Here is a 19476-nt window from a genome sequence, read left to right as displayed (position 1 = left end):
CGCTACTACTCCCACTCGATGGTCGCGGGCGGCTTGGAGGAGATATCCAGGACGACCCGGTTGATGCCCTTGACCTCGTTGATGATGCGGTTGGAGATGCGCGCCAGGATGTCGGTCGGCACGCGGGACCAGTCCGCGGTCATGGCGTCCAGCGAATCAACGATGCGCAGGGCGCAGACGTTCTCGTAGGTGCGGTCGTCGCCCATGACGCCCACCGTCTTGAGCGGCAGGAGCACGGCGAAGCCCTGCCAGACCTTGCGGTACCAGTCGGCGGCGTGCAGCTCGGCCTGGACGATCTTGTCGGCCTTGCGCAGGATGTCCAGGCGCTCGCGGGTGATGTCCCCGATGATGCGGATGGCCAGGCCCGGGCCCGGGAAGGGGTGCCTCCAGATGATGGAGTCGGGCATGCCCAGCTCGTAGGCAACCTTGCGGACCTCGTCCTTGAAGAGCTCGCGCAGCGGCTCCACCAGCTTGAGGTCCATCTTCTCGGGCAGGCCGCCCACGTTGTGGTGGCTCTTGATGACCACGGAGGGTCCGCCCCGGAAGCTCACCGACTCGATGACGTCCGGGTAGAGGGTGCCCTGGGCCAGCCACTTCACGCCGGGGATGGCCTTGGCCTCGCGCTCGAAGACCTCGATGAAGGTGTGGCCGATGATCTTGCGTTTCTTTTCGGGGTCTTCCACGCCCTCGAGGCGGTCCAGGAAGAGGTCCTGCGCCTGCACATACTTCAAGTTCAACTTGAAGTGTTCAGTGAGGAAGGCGACGACCTCCTCCCCTTCTCCCTGGCGCAGCACGCCGTTGTTCACGAAGATGCAGTGCAGCCTGTCGCCGATGGCCTTGTGCAGGAGCACCGCCACCACAGTGGAGTCCACGCCGCCGGAGAGCGCGCAGACCACGTGGTCGTCGCCGAGCTTCGCGCGCAGGGCCGCCACCTCGGATTCAACGAAGCTGGCCATGGTCCAGCCGGTCTTCACCTTGGCGATCTTGAACAGGAAGTTGCGCAGGATGGTCTCGCCGTCCTCGGTGTGGGCCACCTCGGGGTGGAACTGGAGGGCGTAGATGTTGCGCGAGGGGTCGGCCATGGCCGCCGCCTCCACGCTGGAGGTCCTGGCGATGATGCTGAACCCCTTGGGGATGGCCACCACGTGGTCGCCGTGGGACATCCACACCGTGCGCGGGGTGGCGGCGTCGACGCCTTCCCACAGGGCGCTCCCGGCGGAGAGGGTCAGCTCGGCGCGGCCGTATTCGCGCTCCTTGGAGGAGGCGACCTTGCCGCCCTCCAGGGTATGCGCCAGCAGCTGCATGCCGTAGCAGATGCCCAGCACCGGCACGCCCAGCTCCAGCACGGTCTTGTCCAGCTGGGGGGCGTCCTCGTCGCTGACGCTGCAAGGCCCGCCGGAGAGGATCACGGCCTTGGGCTTGATGGCCTTGAGCGCCTCGGAGGAAAGCGTGCAGGGATGGATTTCGGAATAGACCCCCGCCTCGCGCACCCGGCGCGCGATGAGCTGGGTGTACTGGGAGCCGTAGTCCAGGATGACGACGGTTTCTTCGTGTTGCATCAGTAGCTCTCCACCCTGTAGTTGGGGGATTCCTTGGTGATGATGACGTCGTGAACGTGGGACTCGCGCAGGCCGGCGGGCGAAATGCGGGTGAACTGCGGTTTTTCCTGAAGATCCTTGATGTTGTCTACGCCCACGTAGCCCATGCCGGAGCGCAGGCCGCCCACCAGCTGGTAGATGGACTCGGAGACCAGGCCCTTGAACGGCACGCGGCCCACGATGCCTTCCGGCACCAGCTTGGAGGTCTTGTCCTGGGAGTAGCGGTCCGCGCTGCCCTCGCGCATGGCGTCGATGGAGCCCATGCCGCGGTAGATCTTGTAGGTGCGGCCCTGGTACAGGATGGTCTCGCCGGGGCTCTCTTCGGTGCCCGCGAACATGGAGCCCATCATCACGGTGTCGGCTCCGGCGGCCAGGGCCTTGACCACGTCGCCGGAGAACTTCACGCCGCCGTCGGCCACGCAGCACTTGCCGGCCTCGCGGCAGGCGCGCACGGCCTCCATGATGGCGGTGATCTGGGGCACGCCCACACCGGCCACGATGCGGGTGGTGCAGATGGAGCCGGGGCCGATGCCCACCTTCACGGTGTCCGCGCCGGCCTTGAGCAGGGCCTTGGCTCCCTCGTAGGTGCCCACGTTGCCCGCAACCAGCTGGCATTTGGGGAACTGAGAGCGGATGGCCTCAACGGCGGTGATGATGTTCTTGGTGTGGCCGTGGGCGGAGTCCAACACGATGAAGTCGCATCCGGCGTCCAGCAGGGCCTCGACGCGCTCGTCGCGCCCGGCGCCCACGCCGATGGCGCCGCCGCAGCGCAGGCGGCCCAGGTCGTCCTTGCAGGCGTTGGGGTATTTCTGGATCTTGTCGATGTCCTTGATGGTGATGAGGCCTTTGAGCTTCTTGTTCTCGTCCACCACCAGGAGCTTCTCGATGCGGTGCTCGTGCAGGTGCTCCTTGGCGATCTCCAGGGGGGTGCCCACGGGCACGGTGACCAGGTTCTTGCTGGTCATCACCTGGCGCACGGTGGTCACGTCGTCGTCCACGAAACGCACGTCGCGGTTGGTGACGATGCCCACCAGGCCGTCGTTCTCAACCACGGGCAGGCCCGAGATGGAGAACTCGGCCATGACCTTCAGGGCGGCGGCAACAGTCATGTCCGGATGCACGGTCACCGGATCGATGATCATGCCGGATTCGCTCTTCTTGACCTTCTCCACCTCCAGCTTCTGCTGGGCCACGCTCATGTTCTTGTGGATGACGCCCGCGCCGCCGTTGCGCGCCATGGAGATGGCCATGCGCGATTCGGTCACGGTGTCCATGGCGGCGGACAGCAGGGGGATGTTCAGGCGGATCGAGGGGGTCAGCCAGGTGGAGACGTCCGCCTTGTCAGGCAGTATTTCCGAGTAGGCGGGGATAAGCAGCACGTCGTCGAACGTGAGCCCCAGGCCGATGATTCTTTCCATATCGCCCTCCGCAGGCGGTTAGTCGAGTCCGAGGTAGGCCGAGCGGACCTTGGGGTCCTCCAGCAGATCCTTGGCCGGTCCTTCCAGGGTGACCTGTCCGGTTTCCAGCACGTAGCCGCGATGGGCCACTTGCAGAGCCATCTGCGCGTTCTGTTCCACGAGGAGGATGGTCACCCCGTCGCGGTTGATGCGCTGGATGATCTCGAAGATGTTTTCGACGACGATGGGGGCGAGCCCAAGGCTCGGCTCGTCCAGCAGGAGCACCTTGGGTCTTGCCATGAGCGCGCGCCCGATAGCAAGCATCTGCTGCTCGCCGCCGGAGAGCGTGCCGCCGTGCTGCTTGGAGCGCTCCAGCAGCTTGGGGAACAGCTCGTAGACGTGCTCCTCGTCGGCTTTGACGTTGTCCTTGTCGTTGCGCAGGTAGGCCCCCATGAGCAGGTTCTCGCGCACGGTGAGCCGGGGGAAGATCATGCGGCCTTCGGGCACCTGGGTGATGCCCCGGGCCACGATCTTCTCGGTGGAGAGCTTGGTGATGTCCTCGCCGAGGAACTCCACCGTGCCCTGCCGGGGCACGGTCACGCCGGAGATGCTCATGAGCGTGGTGGTCTTGCCCGCGCCGTTGGCGCCGATCAGGGTGACGATCTCGCCCTGGTTGACGGTCAGCGTCACGCCCTTGAGGGCGTGGATGGAGCCGTAATAGGTGTTGACGCCGGTAAGACTAAGCATGGGCCGCTCCCCTGCCCAGGTAGGCCTCGATGACCTCCGGGTTTTCCCTGATGTCGCGCGGCCCGCCCTCCGCGATCTTCACGCCGTGGTCCAGCACCACCAGGTGTTCGCAGATGCTCATGACCAGCTTCATGTCGTGCTCGATGAGCACCACGGTGATGTCCTTCCGCATGATGGCGTGGATGAGGTCCACCAGGGAGGCGGTCTCCTGGGGGTTCATGCCCGCCGCGGGCTCGTCCAGCAGCAGGAGCTTGGGCTGGCTGGCCAGGGCCCGGGCGATCTCCAGGCGGCGCTGATCGCCGTAGGAGAGGGAGCTTGAGAGGTCCAGGGCCTTGTTCTTGAGGCCCACGAAATCGAGGTACTCCATGCTCTGCTCCACCAGCATGCGCTCCTCGGCCTTCTGGCCCTTGGTGCGCAGCACCGCGCCCCAGAAGCCCTGGGCGGCGCGGCAGTGGCGGCCGATGCGAACGTTGTCCAGCACGGGGAGCGAGCCGAAGAGCCGGATGTTCTGGAAGGTGCGGGCCACGCCCATCTGGGTCATCTGCTCGGGGCGGGAGCCGCCCACGTCCACCGGGCCGGTTTCCTTGTCGAAAACGATGCGGCCTTCCGTGGGCTTGTAGATGCCCGCGATGCAGTTGAACATGGTGGTTTTGCCCGCGCCGTTGGGGCCGATGAGGCCCAGGATGCGGCCCTTCTTCACCTCGAAGCTCACGTCGGCCAGGGCCATCAGGCCGCCGAAGCGCTTGCTCACGCCGTCGATCTTGAGAATGGTGTCCATGCCCTACCCCGCCCTCTCGGCCTGGAGCCTGGCCTTGAGGTCCAAAATGAGCCTGCTCTTCTTGCTGGTGGCGGCGATGGTCGGGAAGAAGCCGCCGGGCTTGAAGCGCATGATGAGAATCATGATGAGGCCGTAGACCAGGAACCGCGTCTCGGCCGGGAGCCCGAGCTTGGGCAGCAGCACGCGCAGGACCTCGCCCAGGGCGATGAGCACCACCGCGCCCACGATGGCCCCGTTGATGTTGCCAAGGCCGCCCAGCACGATCATGCACAGCACCAGGAAGGACTCCCAGAACTTGAACACGTCCGGCGCCAGGAACATGGACCACTGGGCCATGAAGCAGCCGGCCAGGGCGCCCACTCCAGCGGAGAAGGCGAAGGCCACGGTCTTGTAGGCCATCAGGTTGATGCCGCAGCTGGCGGCGGCCAGGGGGTCCTCCTTGATGGCGAGCCAGGCGCGGCCCAGGCGCGAGTCCTCGATGCGGCACATGACCACGTAGACCGCGCCCACCATGGCCAGGCCCAGGTAGTAATACGGGATCTCGCTCAGGAAGTCGTAGCGCCAGTCGATACCGAGGAACTCCAGGCTCAGCGCGATGGGCGGGATGCCCGGCAGGCCCAGGGGGCCGCGCGTGAGCCAGATCTCGTTGGTCAGGAAGAGCACCACCAGCTCGGTGAAGCCGAAGGTCACGATGGCGAAGTAGTCGCCTGAAAGGCGCAGCGTGGGCGCTCCGCGCAGCATGCCGCAGAGCGCGCCCAGGGCGATGGCCCCGGGGACGATGAGCCAGAAGCTCACGTTGTGGTTGAGCGCCAGGATGCCCGCGGTGTACGCGCCGATGCCGTAGAAGCCCACGTAGCCCAGGTCCAGCAGGTTGCAGAAGCCGGGCAGGACGTTGAGGCCCATGGCCAGCACGGCATAGACCATGATGAGCACGGCCACGTGCATCACGTATTCGCTGCTGAAGGGCAGGACGGGGAAGGCCAGCAGTGCGGCCAGCCCGAGCAGTTTGAGAGCGGTCTTGTTGCCAGTCATGTGCTTCCCCCTATGCCTTCTGGCCGACGCTCTTGCCGAGCAGGCCCGAGGGCCGCAGCAGGATGACCGCGATCATGACCGCGTAGCCCAGGCCGTCGCGGTACTGTGAGGAAACGTAGCCGGCGCCCAGGGTCTCGGCCACTCCGAGCACCACCCCGCCGAGCATGGCTCCGGGCACCGAGCCGATTCCGCCCAGCACCGCGGCCGCGAAGGCCTTGACGCCGGCGTTGTAGCCCATGGTCGCGGAGAGGGTGTTGTAGTACATGCCCACCAGGATGCCCGCCACCGCGCCCAGGCCGGAGCCCAGGGCGAAAGTGAAGGAGATGACCCTGTTGACGTTGATGCCCATGAGCGCGGCCGCAGTGGCGTTCTGGGCCAGGGCGCGCATGGCCGTTCCGATCCTGGTCTTGTTGATGATGAGCGTGAGCCCGATCATCATGGCGATGGTCAGCGCGTAGATGAACACCTGCAGGCCGGAGACGTTCACCGAGCCCAGGGTGAAGGCGGTCTCGCTGAAGGCGGCGGGCACGGCGGAGCGGGTGAAGGGCACCGGGCGCGAGCCCCAGATGATCATGGCGATGTTCTGCAGAAAGATGGAGACGCCGATGGCCGTGATGAGCGCGGCTAGGCGCGGTGCCTTGCGCAGGGGCTTGTAGGCTATCTGATCGATGAGCACGCCTATGCCCGCGCAGCAGGCCATGGCCAGAACCATGGCCGGGAACAGCGGGACGCCAAGGGCCTGGATGAAGGTGATGCAGAGGAACGCCCCGAGCATGTACACTTCGCCGTGGGCGAAGTTGATGAGCTCGATGACGCCGTAGACCATGGTGTAGCCCACGGCGATCAGGGCGTAGATGAGCCCCAGGGTCAAGCCATTGAAAAGTTGTTGTTCGAACACGGCCTTCTCCGAACCGATGGTGTTGACTGCCGGGCCCCGGCGGCGCTGCGCCGGCCCTTCAGAGGGGTGTACCGCGCCCCTGCGCGCGATCCGCGTGCTATATGCGGATTTCTTATGAAAAGAAACAGGCTGGACGGTCATCCAGCCTGTTTCGATTCATTTCAAGCCGGTGTCGGCTAGTTGGACATCTGCTTCGGGGCGGGCACGAACTGGCCGCCCTTGACCATCTTCACGTAGGCGGGCTTCACGCAGTCACCCTTGTCGTTGAAGTAGGTCAGGCCGGTGATGCCCTTGAAGGCCTTTTCCTTGGTGTTGATGGCGGCCAGGTACTCGCGGATCTTGGCGCGGTCCGGACCGACCTTGGAAATGGCTTCGATGATCATACCGGCGGCGTCATACGCATTCGCGCTCATCCAGTCAACATCGCGCTTGAACTTGGCCTTGTAGGCGTCGATGAAGGCCTTGGCGTCCGGGCCGGCGGTCTCGGCCAGGAAGGGGGTGGTCAGGTAGGTGTCGTCGGCGGCGGGACCGGCCAGCTTGATGTAGTCGGCGTTGTCCAGGCCGTCGGCGCCGAACTTGGGCACGTTGATGCCCAGCTTTTTGGCCTGGTCGGCGATCAGCGCGCCTTCGGCGTAGTAGCCGGCGATGAACAGGGCCTCGGGGGCGGCGCCCTTGAGCTTGGTCAGCTGGGGGGTGAAGTCGGTGGCGCCCTTCATGTAGGCTTCCTCGCCCACGACCTGCAGGCCGTTGGCCTTGGCCTGCTTCACGAAGGCGTCCTTGAGGCCGATGCCGTAGTCGTTGTTCTCGTAGAACACGGCGACCTTCTTCAGGTTCAGCTCCTTGAGCATGTAGTCGGCCAGGAAGGTGCCCTGGAAGTCGTCGAGGTAGACGTTGCGGAAGCTCCAGGGCTGGCCCTTGGCGTCCTTGCCCTTGTCGGAGATGGTCACGTTGGTGGCGGTGGGGGAGAGAGCGGCAACGCCGACGCGCACGTAGTTGGGCAGGGCGGCCAGGTGGGCGCCGGAGCACAGGTGGCCAACGATGGCCACGAGGTCCTTGTCGCCGGCGATCTTGGTGCCCACGGTGGCGGCTTCCTTGGGATCGCACTGCTCGTCGAAGTAGACGGCCTCGATCTTCTTGCCGTTGACGCCGCCCTTGGCGTTGACCTCTTCAACCTTCATGACCACGCCGGCCTTCACGTTGTCGCCGTAACCGGCGGCGGAGCCGGTGAAGGGCGAGGGGACGGCGATCTTGATCACGTCGGCCGCCAGGGCGAGGCTGCCCATTGCCAGAACCGCGGCCATGGCGCACGCCATAACCAGTGCACGTTTGAACATCATGCCTGTTATCCTCCGAAAATGAATTGAACCATGCCGCGCACACGGGCGCGTCGCCCAAGACACCTGCCAGGACCGGACCGCACGACACCGCGCAATCCGGTGATGTAACTCCGGATTTCCTACCCGAGATTGCCAAAAATGCAACGGTTTCGTAACCATGCGCAGATAGGGGCACGCCGCGTCTGCCAGGTTGAAACCTTGGCGCGGCGCGGCCCCGGGGCCTTTTGGCGCGGGCCCTGCACGCAAAACATTTCGTGTGCCGTCAGGAACCGGGGCGCAGTTCGTCCCCGGCCTGGTGGCGGGTCTGCGGGTCCGCGCCGGGGTTGGCCAGCACGGCCTCGAAGAGCTCCTTGGCCTTGGCCGGTTCGTTGAGCCCGTGCTTGTACACGGCCGCCAGGTTGTACTGGGCGCGGTAGTTGCCCGGGTCGAGCTCCAGCATCCGCTGGAACTTGGCGGCGGCGTCCTTGGGGCGCTCCAGCCTGAACAGGGCCACGCCCTGCAGGTTGAGGATGTCGGCGTTGTCCGGGGCCTTGGCGGCGGCCCTCTCCAGCAGTTGGAGGGACTTGTCCCAGATTTCGGCGGCGGCGAAGGCCTCGGCGGCCTCGGTCACTGCCTCCAGGTCGTCCGGGTTCTTCTGGAGCTTGGACATGGCCGCCATCACGGTGTTCATGGCGTTGCCGCCCTGCATGCCCATCTCCGGCGGCGGGCCGGAGCTTTGCTGCACCGTTGCGATGAGCGAGGGATTGGCCGCCCTGTAGGCAAAGGACCATGCGAACATGCCAAGCAAGGCCGCGAACATGACGGCGAGAACGGCCTTGGAGGCCATAGGGGATGCGCTGTTAGTCATCTTGTAGCGTTTCCAGTTGTTTCAGGCGGCGTTCCAGGCGTTTCTGGCGGGAGGCCACGAAGGCCACATAGCCGCACAGCCCAAGCCAGACCACGATGTTGGCAGCCAAAAGATAGTTTTCCTTGCCCATATGTCCACCCTACCTCGTCTGATGCAGGAAAATGTTTCGCAAAGCCGCCGTCTGCGTCAACTGGCGGGAGCGCAGCGTCACCAGCGCGGCCCAGAACAGCCCCACCGCGAAGATGCTCACCAGCAGCGCCGAGAGCATTTCGGGCTCAAGCCCGCCTCCCGGCTGGCCGAACACCGTGGGATGGATGGAGCGCCATTTCCTGGCCGAATAGAACACCAGGGGAACATCCAGGAAGGCCACGATGCCAAGCGCCGCCCGGACCACGGCCCCCCGCTCCCCGCCGATGCCTGCCTGGCGCAGGATGAGGTAGGCGGCGTAGACGAACCACATGATGAGCGTGGTGGTGAGCCTGGGGTCCCAGGTCCACCAGACGTTCCAGATGGGCTTGCCCCACAGCGAGCCCGTTATCAGGGCCAGGCCGGAGAAGAGCACCCCCGCCTCGCAGGCCGCGCCCGCGATCCTGTCCCAGCGCTGGTCCTTGCGCCAGATGACCATCACCGAGGCCGCGAAGACCAGCAGGAAGCTCATCATGGCCCACCAGGCCAGGGGCAGGTGGATGTAGAAGATCTTCTGCACCACGCCCATGGTCTCCTCCACGGGCGCGTACACCCAGATGAACCACTGGGCCACGGACAGGGCCAGCGCGGCCGCGACGGCCAGCACGGAGATCATGTCACTCCTCCCCGGTGTAAAGATGCGGAAACAGCACGATGGCCGCCGCCGAAAACACCGCCGCAAAGGCGGCGGCCATGCCCAGCCAGTCCAGGGAAGCGCCCTCCCCCGCCGTCAGGACTCCTTCCAGGAGTCGTATCCCGGCCAGGAGCACGGGGATGATGAGCGGGAAGAACACCACCGTCAAGAGCGACTCCCGGGAGGACTTGCCCGAGGCCAGCGCCCCCATGAGCGAACCCAGCGCGGCCAGGCCCACATCCACGGTGACCACGGCCGCTACGCCCACCAGGGGCGAGCCCTCCACCGACTGGCCCAGGAAGGCGGCCACGGCCAGGGCGAACACGCACTGGCAGACCAGCAGCAGGGTGATCCCGGCCAGGGCCTTGCCCAGCCAGACCGCCTGGGGAGGCATGGGGGCCATGGCCAGGCCCAGGCGGGCGCCGTTGTTCTCCTCGAGGGAATAGAGGCCGTTGAACACCAGCACCTGGGCGAACAGCGATGAGAGCCAGAAGATGGCGGCGGCGGCCAGGGCGGGCACCGGGTCGCCCGGCTTGCGCGACAGGCTGAACACGAAGATGAGCAGCAGGCCAAGCAGGGCCGTCTGGGCCAGGCCCTGGGCTCCGCGCAGGCTCAGGCGCAGATCCTTGGAGGCGATGCGCAGGGCCGGGGTCAGCATGTGGAGGCTCCGGCCATGACGGAGGCGTCGAACCCGGCCACGGGGCCGTGATAGGCCACGCGCCCGCGATCCAGGTGCAGCACCTCGTCCGCCTTGGCCAGGTCGCGCTCCAGATGGTGGCTGACCCAGACCACGGAGCGTTCGCCCTGCCCGGCGCGCTCGATCTCCTGGTGGAGGATGGCGCGGGAGGCCTCGTCCAGGCCGGTGTCCGGCTCGTCCAGGAAGAGCAGCCGGGGGGCGATGCAGAACACCCGGGCCAGGTTGAGGCGCTGGGCCATGCCGCGGGAGAAGTGCCCCGCGCGCTCCTGGGAGAATTTCTTCAGGCCCACGCGCTCCAGTGCGGCTTCGAGGGCCTCGTCGCCAAGGCCCAGGCCGTAGAGCCCGGTCCAGAAGCGCAGGTTCTCCAGGGCGGTGTCCTCGGGGTAGATGAAGGTCTGGTGACCAAGGTAGGCCATCTGGCCCTTGTCCAGGGAGCAGGACAGCTCGCCCGCGGAAGGGCGCGAGAGCCCGGCCATGACCCGCAGCAGCGTGGACTTGCCCGCCCCGTTGGCCCCGACCACCATGAGCACGCGGCCCGGGCGCAGCTCCAGGTCAACGCCCTTGAACACCAGGCGCTCGCCGTAGAACTTGGCCACGGACGTAAGCCGCAGCACGCCCCTATTCCTCTCCGCCCTGGCCCCGGCGCAGGCAGGCGAAGCCCGCCAGGCACATGAGCGTGCCGCCTATCCAGAACCAGTTCACCAGCGGGTTGACGCTGACCTTGATGCTGGCGCTCTTGTCAGGAGTGAAGGCCAGCAGCGTGGCGTAGAGCTCCTCGCCCAGGGAGGGGATCACCGAGACCTCGGCGAAGGGCTGGGGGAAGTTCTTGTAGAGGCGGCGCTCAGGCTCCAGCACGCCCACGGCCTTGCCGCCGGTGGTCACGTCGATGCGCGCCCTGGCTCCGGAATAGCCCGGGGTGGAGAACTCCTCCAGCCCGTTGTAGGTCAGGGAATAGGAGCCCAGCTCCAAGGACTGGCCCGGGCTGACGATGGCCTCCTTGACCGACTGGTACGGCCCGGAGAAGGCCACGCCCAGGAAGACCAGGGCCACGCCCGCATGCAGCAGCCAGGCTCCGAGCCCGCCGCGCAGGTTGCGCGCGGCCTTGGAGGTGGCCAGCAGGAGCGCCAGGCTCACCAGGGAGGAGACGGCGGCGGCCATGCCCACCAGGGGCACGGGCTTGCGGTAGCCCATGGCGAAGAAGGCGGCGGCCGAGGCGGCCATGGCGATCACCGCGGCCATGGCCCAGCGGGGTTCGCGCACGCCCTCCTTCCAGCTCATCCAGGGGCACACGGCCAGGAGCAGGCCGATGAGCACGAACAGCGGGTTGCAGACCTTGTTGTAGAAGGACGCGTCCAGGCCCACGGTGTTCTGGCTCCACATGGCGGAGATCACCGGCCAGAGCGTGCCCAGGAAGACCACGGCGGCGCTGGCCAGCAGCAGCCAGGCCAGCAGCACCAGCAGCCCGGGCAGGCTGGCCAGCCCGGCCAACTGGCGCACGGGCCGGGCGGACTTGCCCGCGAAGGTGATGAGTACCGAGAGGCCAAGCCCCGTGAGGATGAACAGCAGCAGCGGCCGCCCCACCCCGCCCTCGCCGAAGGCGTGCAAGGACTCGACCACCCCGCTGCGCACCAGGTAGGTGGCGAAGTAGCAAAGCAGCATGGTCAGCGCGGCCAGCAGCACGTTGGTGCGCGGCAGCGCTCCCCTGCGGTTCTCGATGACGGCCGTGTGGATGAAGGCCGTGGCCGAGAACCAGGGGATGAGCGAGGCGTTCTCCACCGGGTCCCAGGCCCAGTAGCCGCCCCAGCCCAGCTCCATGTAGGACCACCAGCAGCCCAGGATGATGCCCGACGTCAGGAACACCCAGGAGAGGATGGTGATGGCCCGCGTGTTCTTCAGCCAGGAGGTCGGCTCGCCCGAAAGCCAGGAGGCCAGGGCCAGGCAGCCGGGGATGGCGAACCCGGCGTAGCCCAGGAACAGCAGGGGCGGATGGAAGATCATCCCGGGGTTCTGCAGCAGGGGGTTGAGCCCCTTGCCGTCGGCCGGGGCGGGCACGAGTTTGAGGAAGGGGTTGCTCGGCCCGGTGAGCAGCAGCAGGAAGAAGGCCTCGGAGGCCAGCAGGAACAGCCAGAAATAGAGCTTGGTGGTGTTGCTGCAGCGCTGGTAGCCAGGCGTCATGGAGAAGATCAGGCCGAAAAGCGCCGTCATCCAGGCCCAGAACAGCAGCGACCCGGCCTGCCCGGCCCAGAAGGCCGTGACCACGTAGAAGGTGGGCAGCACAGAATCGGTGTAGCCCGCCACATATTCATAGGAGAAGTCCCGCTTGAGCAGGGCCACGAACATGACCACGGAGACGGCCGTTATCACCGAAAACAGGACGGCCTGGGCGGTTTCAAACCATGCGGGGCGGCCGTGATCCTTGTTCCAGAGTTGCCAAGCGGCGATACCCGCGAAAATGAGCGAACCGACAAGGGACAACAGAAGCGCCCAATGGGCGGCGAAATGCATGCTATCTTCCTCCGGGCGTTGGGCTAGGCGGCTGGGATCAGCCCCGGTTATCCTTGCGGTTTTCCTTCTGATATTTCGACGGGCACTTGGTCATCAGGCTGTTGGCGGCAAAACCGTTGCCGCCGGGGGCCAGGCCGCCCTCCACGATGACCTCCACACCCGCCTTGAAAGTGTCCGGCACGGCTCCGGTGTAGACCACCTGCATGGACTTCTGCGCGTCGTCCTTGTCGATGAGCGTGAAGCTGACGCCCAGGCCGCCCGGAGCCGGGGCGATGCCCTGCTCGGCCACGGTGCCGAACAGGCGGGCCTGCTTGAGCTGCTCCGGCTTCATGGCCAGGGCCTCGCGCACGTTCAGGAAATACACCGCGCCTTCGTCGAACCCGGAGGCGATGAGCCAGCCGAGCCCTCCCAGGAAGAGCACCGCCGCCACCGCGTACAGGGACTTCTTGTTGTTGCCGGCCATAATCACTCCTTGGCGGGGCCGTGGCTGCGGAGAAGCTTCTCCCGCTGGACCCTGGCGAGCTGTCTCATATCGGCCACCTCGTCGGTCTCGTCAACGATTTCCTTGCCCAGAATTTCCTCGAAAACGTCTTCGAGGGTGATGACGCCGCCCACTCCGCCGTATTCGTCCAACACCACGAACAGGTGCATGCGCGACTCGATGAATTTGCCCAGCACCTTGTCCAGGGACATGGTGTCCAGCACGAACTGCACGGGCTTCATGACCTCGGAGAGCTTGAGCCCGTGCTGGTCGTTGGCCAGGGCGTCGAACACCTGCCTGCGGAAGACGATGCCCACCACGTTCTCGGGGTCGTCGTCCTCGTAGACGGGCACGCGGCTGTGCGGCCAGATGCCGCCCTCCTCCTTGGCCTCGGCCACGGTCATCCCGGCGGAGAGGGAGAACACCACGGTGCGCGGGGTCATGACGTCGTGCACGATCTTGGTGTCCAGGGCCAGGATGTTGGCGATGGAGCTCTCCTCCAGGGCGTTGATCTTGCCCGCCCGGCTGGAGAGGCTGACCACGGCGCGGATGTCGTCCTCCGAGGCCTCGGGGCCCCTGCTCTTGGGCTTGATGAGGTTCACGATCAGGCCGCTGGCCCAGATCACCGGGGTGAGCAGGTAGACCATCATCCGCAGGGGCCGGGCGATATAGGGCCCGAGCTGCTTGGCGTAGACCACGCCCAGGGTCTTGGGGACGATCTCGCCCACCAGCAGGATCACCGAGGAGAACAGCGCCGTGAAGAACACCAGCTTCTCTTCGCCGAGCACGCCCACGGCCAGCGCGCCCGCCACGGTGGCGCCCGCGGAGCAGGCCACGGTGTTCACGGTCAGAATGGCCGTGATGGGCTTCTCGATGTTCATGCGCATCTGGTACATGATTTCGCCCGAAGGCTTGCCTTCGGAGCGCATCTTTTCGATCCAGCTCCAGCGCAGGGAATACAGCACGGCTTCGCTCGTCGAGCAAAAGAAGCTCATGGCCACGGCGATGGCAATGGCAAGAATGAGTTCAAACATGGGGATGAGGGGCTGAGGGGAACCCGGGTGTTCGGGGAGGGGGCACGTTGTGGTCCGTCACGTTTCTTGGTCTGATTCTAAGGTTTTTCCCGACGTTGTAAAGAGCCGGGACGAGCCGTTTCAGGTCCAGGCCGCGGTGAGCTCGGCCCTGCGCCGCGCGAGCTCGCGCTCAACGGGCAGGGGCACCAGGCAGCGCAGGCTGCGCCCCGCCAGGAAGCGTTCACGAACGGACGAGGCGCTGATGTCCAGCCGGGGCACGTCCACCAGCCGCAGCTCGTTGCCCGAAGGCATCCGCCAGCACCCGCCATCCTCCAGGGAGCAGCGCATCTCGCCGTGCCGGGCCAGGTATCCCTCCACCTCGGCGCGCCCGTGGCTGTCGCGCGTGGCCACCACCAGGTTGGCCAGTTCTCCCAGGCGCACGCCCCGGTTCCAGAGGTGCAGGTTCATCAGGTCGCTGGCGCCCATGATGAAATGGAAGCTGCCGGCCGGGCTCAGGCGGCGCAGCTCCGTGAGGGTGTCCCAGGTGTAGGACGGCCCGGGGCGGCTGGCCTCCATGCGGTTGACCCTCACCCCGGGCAGGCCTTCCACGGCCAGCTCCACCAGGGCGGCGCGCAGCTCGAAGGGCAGCACGCCCTCCCCCGGCTTGTGCGGCGGCCTGGCCGAGGGGATCATGTCCACACCGTCCAGGCCGAGGGCCTCGCCCACTTCCAGGGCCAGGCGCACGTGCCCGGCGTGGACGGGGTTGAAAGTGCCGCCGAGGACGCCCAGGCGCATCTCAGCCCCGGACCTGCCCCTGTCCGAAGACCACGAACTTCTGGCTGGTCAGCTCCGTGACGCCCATGGGGCCGTAAGCGTGCAGCTTGGAGGTGCTGATGCCGATCTCCGCGCCCAGGCCCAGCTCGCCGCCGTCGTTGAAGCGGGTGGAGCAGTTGATGCCAACCATGGAGGCGTCGGCCTCGCGCAGGAAGCGCATGGCCCGGGCGTGGTCGGAGGTCAGGATGCATTCCGTGTGGTGCGAGGAGTAGGCGGCGATGTGCTCCAGGGCCTCGTCCATGTCCGCCACCACGCGCACGGCCAGGATGTAGTCCAGGAATTCGAAGCCCCAGTCGGCCTCGGTGGCGGGCTTGGCTGTGGGGCCGAGCAGCGGCAGGGATTCGGGGCAGGCCCGGAACTCAACGCCTTTGCCGCCCAGGGCCTTGGCCACCTTGGGCAGAAACTCCTTGGCCACGTCCCGGTGCACCAGCAGGCATTCCAGGGCGTTGCACACGCCGGGGCGTTGGCACTTGCCGTTGTCCGCGACCGCCACGGCGTTGTCCAGGTCCGCGCCCTTGTCCACGAAGAGGTGGCACACGCCCTTGTAGTGCTTGAGCACGGGCATGGTGGCGGCCTCCACCACGGAGCGGATCAGGCCCTCGCCGCCGCGCGGGATCATCACGTCGATGTATTCGTCGAGCTTGCACAGCGCGGGCACGGCGGCGCGATCAGTGGTGGGCACCAGCTGCACGGCCGCCCCGGGCAGCCCGGCCAGCTCCAGCGCTTCGCTCAAAAGCCCGGCCAGGGCCATGTTGGACTCGAACGCCTCGGAACCGCCGCGCAGCACCACGGCGTTGCCCGCCTTGAGGCAGAGGATGGCGGAATCCACGGTGACGTTGGGCCGGGACTCGTAGATCATGCAGACCACGCCCAGGGGCACGCGCATGCGCCCGACCATGAGCCCGTTGGGGCGCTGCTTGACGGATTCGATCTCGCCGATGGGGTCGCTCAGGCCGGCCACGTGGCGGCAGGCCTGGGCCATGGAGGCCAGAACCTTGGGGGTCAGGCGCAGGCGGTCCAGCTTGGCGGTGTCCATCCCGGCGGCCTCGGCCTTGGCGATGTCGCGGGCGTTGGCGACGGCGATGGCTTCCTGGCGGGTCTCCAGGAGCCCGGCCAGGGCCGCGAGGGCGTCGTTCTTGGCCGCCGGGGAGGCCTTGGCCATCAGGCGGGAGGCCGCCTGGGCCCTGGCGGCAAGCTGCTGCATCTGTTCCTGTATGTTCATGCTTCCTCCGGTTCTGTTCGTAGAAGCTGATAGCCCCGGGAAAGCGGCCCGTCAACGAGAGCCTTTTGACACAGCCCTTGTTTGGGTATAGATGAACCTCCTTTCGGCGGCCCGCCGTGAAAGCGTTCGGGCCAACACCTTAACCACCCCACGAAAAACGACACACCATGGCAGACATCACTTTCGACCGCCCCGATCAGCAGATGAGTCCCCTGGCAAAGTTCTTCTTCAACAACTGGCGCATCATGGCGGTGATGGTCATCGCCGTCGTCGTGGCCACGGCCGGCTACGCCTGGTACGCATCCAGCGTCAAACAGTCGAAGATCAAGGCCGAGAACGAGCTCGGCGCCATCATCGCCTCCAAGACCGGGCCCGAGCGCCTCACCGCCCTCGAAGCCTACCTCAAGAGCGCCCCCGCCTCCACCAAGGGCGCCACCCTGCTGGAAATCGCCAACACCGCCCAGGAGCAGGGCCAGTTCGACAAGGCCGCCGAGGCCTGGAACCAGCTCTACCTGTCCGCCCCCGAAGGCATGCGCGAGATCGCGGGCATGGGCTACGCCACCGCCATCGCCCAGAAGGGCGACAAGCTGGCCGCCGTGAAGTTCCTGGTGGACATGCTGCCCAAGGCCCCCAAGCCCTTCCAGCCCGTTGTGGCCCGCCAGCTGGCCTCCCTCGCCGAGGAAGCCAAGGCCTGGGACGAGGCCATCAGCGCCTACGAGCGCATGAAGGACCTGGGCATGGGCGGCAACAAGGCCTTCTACGAGGCCAAGATCGCCGAACTCAAGGCCAAGAAGCAATAAGCTCGCATATCTTTAGGGAAGGATCAGTACCCTCATGGCCAATCCCCTTCTTGCCGATACCCCCGGAGAGGTCCTGCTGCTCCTGGGCAACGAGGCCATCGTGCGCGGCGCCCTCGAGGGCGGCATCGGCTTCGTGAGCTGCTACCCCGGCACGCCTTCGTCCGAGGTGCCCGACACGTTCTATCGCCTGAGCCCCCAGGGCGATTACATCTTCGAGTACTCCACCAATGAGAAGGTGGCCCTCGAAGTGGGCGCGGGCGCGGCCCTGGCGGGCCTGCCCACCCTGGTGACCATGAAGCACGTGGGCGTGAACGTGGCGGCCGACCCGCTGCTCACGCTCTCCTACATCACGGCCCCCGGCGGGCTGGTGCTTCTTTCGGCGGACGACCCGGGCTGCCACTCCAGCCAGAACGAGCAGGACAACCGCTATTACGCCCGCCTGGCCGGGCTGCCCTGCTTCGAGCCCGCCACCGCGCAGGAATGCAAGGACATGGCCCGCGACGCGCTGCACCTGGCCGCGCGCACCGGACAGCCCGTGCTGCTGCGCACCACCACCCGCGTCAACCATGTGCGCGGGCCGGTGAAGCTGGGCGGCCTTCCCAAAGAGAAGCCGAGCAAACCTTTCGAGCGCAAGCTGCAGCAGTACGTGCCCATCCCTGCGCACTCCCGCGTGCAGCACCGCCAGTTGCTGGACAGGCTGGCCATGTTCGCCCAGGAGGCCTCCCGCTCCACCTGGAACAAGCTCTCGGGCGCGGGCGAGGTCGGCGTGCTGGCCTCGGGCATCGCGCGCTGCTACCTGAGCGACGCCCTGCTGGAGGAAGGCCTGCACGGCTCGGTCAAGGTGCTGGAGCTGGGCTTCACCTACCCCATGCCCGACGAGCTGCTGCTCGAATTCGTGCAGGGGCTCAAGAAGGTGCTGGTGCTCGAGGAGCTGGAGCCGCTGATGGAGAACCATCTGCGCCAGCTTCTGCAGCGCGGCGGCATCGAGCTGGAAGTCTTCGGCAAGGGCGAGACCCTGCCGCTGTGGGGCGAGTACTCCACGGAGATGGTCCGCCAGGCCCTGCGCCTGACCCTGGGCCGCCAGGCACGCGCCCCCGAGCACTGCGCCCCGGAGACCGGCCTGGCCAACCGCCCGCCCAACCTCTGCGCCGGGTGCTCGCACCGGGCCTCCTACGCCACCGTGCGCGAGGTCTTCGGCTCCGAGGCATATTACTCCTCCGACATCGGCTGCTACACCCTGGGCCTGCTGCCGCCGCTCTCCTCGGCGGACTTCCTGGTCTGCATGGGCTCGAGCATCTCCACGGGCTCCGGCTTCGCCACGGCCAGCGGCAAGCCCACCGTGGCCTTCATCGGCGACTCCACCTTCTTCCACTCCGGCATCACCGGGCTGGTCAACGCGGTCTACAACAACCACAACATCCTCGTGGTCGTGCTGGACAACCGCACCACGGCCATGACCGGCCACCAGCCCCACCCCGGCGTGGACCACACGGTGCTGGGCCCCAACGAGCGCCCCATCGAGATCGAACCGCTGGTGCGCGCCTGCGGCGTGTCCAACGTGGTCAGCGTGAACCCGCTGAACCACAAGGCCTCGAAAAAAGCCCTGGAGTCCATGAAGGACGCGATGGGCCCCCGGGTCATCATCTTCCAGGCCCCGTGCGTCATCCACGAGCGCCGCACCGCCGGCAAGGGCAAGCCCCAGGTCGCCGTGGTCGAAGGCACCGGCGCGGGCTGCCTGGACGTGCTCAACTCCCTGGCCTGCCCGGCCTTCGTCAAGGAAGGCGGGACCATGCGCGTTGACGAGGAGCTGTGCTCGGGCTGCATGTTCTGCCTGCAGTTGGACAAGTCGTTCAAGGCAAAGAAAAGGGGCGCATAGATGCAGCGCACACGCATATTCCTCACAGGCGTCGGCGGCCAGGGCACCCTGACCGCCACGAAGCTCGTCTCCCTCACCGCCCTGGACGAGGGCCTGCCCGTCACCTCGGGCGAGATCCACGGCATGGCCCAGCGCGGCGGCGTGGTGGAGTCCACCGTCCTCATCGGCTACCTGAGCCCCAAGATCACCTTCGGCGAGGCCGACGTGCTCCTGGGATTCGAGCTGCTGGAAGGGCTGCGCGCCCTGTGCTACCTCAAGCCCGGCGGCCGGTTCATCGCCAACTCCGAAGCCCTGCCCCCGCTCTCCGTGGCCACGGGCAAGGCCGACTACCCCGCGTTGGAGACGGTGCGGGCCAAGGCCCAGGCCGTGGCCTCCCAGGCGCTGTTCTTGCCCTGCCGCACCCTGGCGGAGCAGGCGGGCAAGGCACAGAGCGCCAACACCGTGCTGCTCGGCGCGGCCTGCGCGGTCAAGGCGTTGCCCTTCGGCATGGACGCCCTGGAGCGCTCCGTGCGCAAATACCTGAAACCGGCCCTCGCCGAGGTGAACCTCAAGGCCCTTGAGCTCGGCGCCAAGGCCGCCCTGGCCTGAACGGGA

20 protein-coding genes are annotated in these 19476 nt (G+C 66.7%); 3 read left to right on the top strand and 17 right to left on the bottom strand.

The window, feature by feature from the left end; all coding sequences use genetic code 11:
• Window positions 1-5: 5 nt before the first annotated feature.
• From guaA to MLE27_RS08120, 17 genes are all read right to left on the bottom strand, one after another.
• Complete coding sequence (guaA, locus tag MLE27_RS08200) at window positions 6-1559, bottom strand: glutamine-hydrolyzing GMP synthase (RefSeq protein ID WP_243311579.1); 1554 nt, start codon at window positions 1557-1559, stop codon at window positions 6-8.
• On the bottom strand, window positions 1559-3016 hold the full coding sequence (gene guaB, locus MLE27_RS08195; protein WP_243311578.1) for an IMP dehydrogenase: 1458 nt from the start codon (window positions 3014-3016) through the stop codon (window positions 1559-1561). The genes guaA and guaB overlap by 1 nt, the downstream gene beginning before the upstream one ends.
• 18 nt (window positions 3017-3034) lie before the next feature.
• A complete protein-coding gene (locus tag MLE27_RS08190) occupies window positions 3035-3742 on the bottom strand; it encodes an ABC transporter ATP-binding protein (RefSeq protein WP_243311577.1) in 708 nt (235 codons plus the stop codon).
• Window positions 3735-4520, bottom strand: coding sequence for an ABC transporter ATP-binding protein (locus MLE27_RS08185; RefSeq protein ID WP_243311576.1), 786 nt, complete (start codon window positions 4518-4520; stop codon window positions 3735-3737). Before MLE27_RS08185 ends, MLE27_RS08190 begins: the two co-directional genes overlap by 8 nt.
• A 3-nt stretch (window positions 4521-4523) precedes the next feature.
• Entirely contained in the window at window positions 4524-5552 is a 1029-nt protein-coding gene (locus MLE27_RS08180; protein ID WP_243311575.1) for a branched-chain amino acid ABC transporter permease, read from the bottom strand.
• 10 nt (window positions 5553-5562) lie between these two features.
• Window positions 5563-6450 (bottom strand): branched-chain amino acid ABC transporter permease, encoded by an 888-nt coding sequence (locus MLE27_RS08175; protein ID WP_243311574.1) that lies wholly within the window; start codon window positions 6448-6450, stop codon window positions 5563-5565.
• Between the two features lie 176 nt (window positions 6451-6626).
• Window positions 6627-7787 carry an ABC transporter substrate-binding protein gene (locus MLE27_RS08170; protein ID WP_243311573.1) on the bottom strand — a complete coding sequence of 387 codons (1161 nt, stop codon included), beginning with the start codon at window positions 7785-7787 and terminating at the stop codon, window positions 6627-6629.
• A 262-nt stretch (window positions 7788-8049) separates the two neighbouring features.
• Entirely contained in the window at window positions 8050-8634 is a 585-nt protein-coding gene (locus MLE27_RS08165) for a tetratricopeptide repeat protein (RefSeq protein ID WP_243311572.1), read from the bottom strand.
• Window positions 8627-8764: a CcmD family protein gene (locus tag MLE27_RS08160; protein WP_243311571.1), complete on the bottom strand. Its 138-nt coding sequence runs from the start codon at window positions 8762-8764 to the stop codon at window positions 8627-8629. The genes MLE27_RS08165 and MLE27_RS08160 overlap by 8 nt, the downstream gene beginning before the upstream one ends.
• Window positions 8765-8773: 9 nt before the next feature.
• Window positions 8774-9436, bottom strand: a complete 663-nt coding sequence (ccsA, locus tag MLE27_RS08155) for a cytochrome c biogenesis protein CcsA (protein WP_243311570.1) — start codon at window positions 9434-9436, stop codon at window positions 8774-8776.
• Window position 9437: 1 nt separating this feature from the next.
• A complete protein-coding gene (locus MLE27_RS08150; protein ID WP_243311569.1) occupies window positions 9438-10112 on the bottom strand; it encodes a heme exporter protein CcmB in 675 nt (224 codons plus the stop codon).
• Window positions 10106-10765 carry an ABC transporter ATP-binding protein gene (locus MLE27_RS08145; protein WP_243311568.1) on the bottom strand — a complete coding sequence of 220 codons (660 nt, stop codon included), beginning with the start codon at window positions 10763-10765 and terminating at the stop codon, window positions 10106-10108. The genes MLE27_RS08150 and MLE27_RS08145 overlap by 7 nt, the downstream gene beginning before the upstream one ends.
• Before the next feature lie 4 nt (window positions 10766-10769).
• On the bottom strand, window positions 10770-12656 hold the full coding sequence (locus MLE27_RS08140; protein ID WP_243311567.1) for a heme lyase CcmF/NrfE family subunit: 1887 nt from the start codon (window positions 12654-12656) through the stop codon (window positions 10770-10772).
• Window positions 12657-12693: 37 nt separating this feature from the next.
• Complete coding sequence (locus tag MLE27_RS08135) at window positions 12694-13119, bottom strand: cytochrome c maturation protein CcmE (RefSeq protein WP_243311566.1); 426 nt, start codon at window positions 13117-13119, stop codon at window positions 12694-12696.
• Window positions 13120-13121: 2 nt separating this feature from the next.
• Window positions 13122-14171, bottom strand: a complete 1050-nt coding sequence (locus tag MLE27_RS08130) for a hemolysin family protein (protein WP_243311565.1) — start codon at window positions 14169-14171, stop codon at window positions 13122-13124.
• A gap of 120 nt (window positions 14172-14291) precedes the next feature.
• Window positions 14292-14945 (bottom strand): nicotinate (nicotinamide) nucleotide adenylyltransferase, encoded by a 654-nt coding sequence (nadD, locus tag MLE27_RS08125; RefSeq protein ID WP_243311564.1) that lies wholly within the window; start codon window positions 14943-14945, stop codon window positions 14292-14294.
• Between the two features lies 1 nt (window position 14946).
• Window positions 14947-16206 carry a glutamate-5-semialdehyde dehydrogenase gene (locus MLE27_RS08120; protein ID WP_243311563.1) on the bottom strand — a complete coding sequence of 420 codons (1260 nt, stop codon included), beginning with the start codon at window positions 16204-16206 and terminating at the stop codon, window positions 14947-14949.
• A gap of 167 nt (window positions 16207-16373) precedes the next feature.
• Here MLE27_RS08120 and MLE27_RS08115 point away from each other — a divergent pair, with 167 nt between their 5' ends.
• From MLE27_RS08115 to MLE27_RS08105, 3 genes are read left to right on the top strand one after another with little or no spacing between them, the layout of a single operon-like run.
• A complete protein-coding gene (locus tag MLE27_RS08115; RefSeq protein ID WP_243311562.1) occupies window positions 16374-17006 on the top strand; it encodes a tetratricopeptide repeat protein in 633 nt (210 codons plus the stop codon).
• 34 nt (window positions 17007-17040) lie between these two features.
• A complete protein-coding gene (gene iorA, locus MLE27_RS08110) occupies window positions 17041-18882 on the top strand; it encodes an indolepyruvate ferredoxin oxidoreductase subunit alpha (protein WP_243311561.1) in 1842 nt (613 codons plus the stop codon).
• On the top strand, window positions 18883-19470 hold the full coding sequence (locus MLE27_RS08105; protein ID WP_243311560.1) for an indolepyruvate oxidoreductase subunit beta: 588 nt from the start codon (window positions 18883-18885) through the stop codon (window positions 19468-19470). It begins immediately after the preceding gene.
• Window positions 19471-19476 lie beyond the last annotated feature (6 nt).

Origin of the sequence: Fundidesulfovibrio agrisoli, assembly GCF_022808715.1 — a bacterium.
GTDB lineage: Bacteria > Desulfobacterota > Desulfovibrionia > Desulfovibrionales > Desulfovibrionaceae > Fundidesulfovibrio > Fundidesulfovibrio agrisoli.
This window is presented reverse-complemented; position numbering and strand designations above follow the sequence as displayed.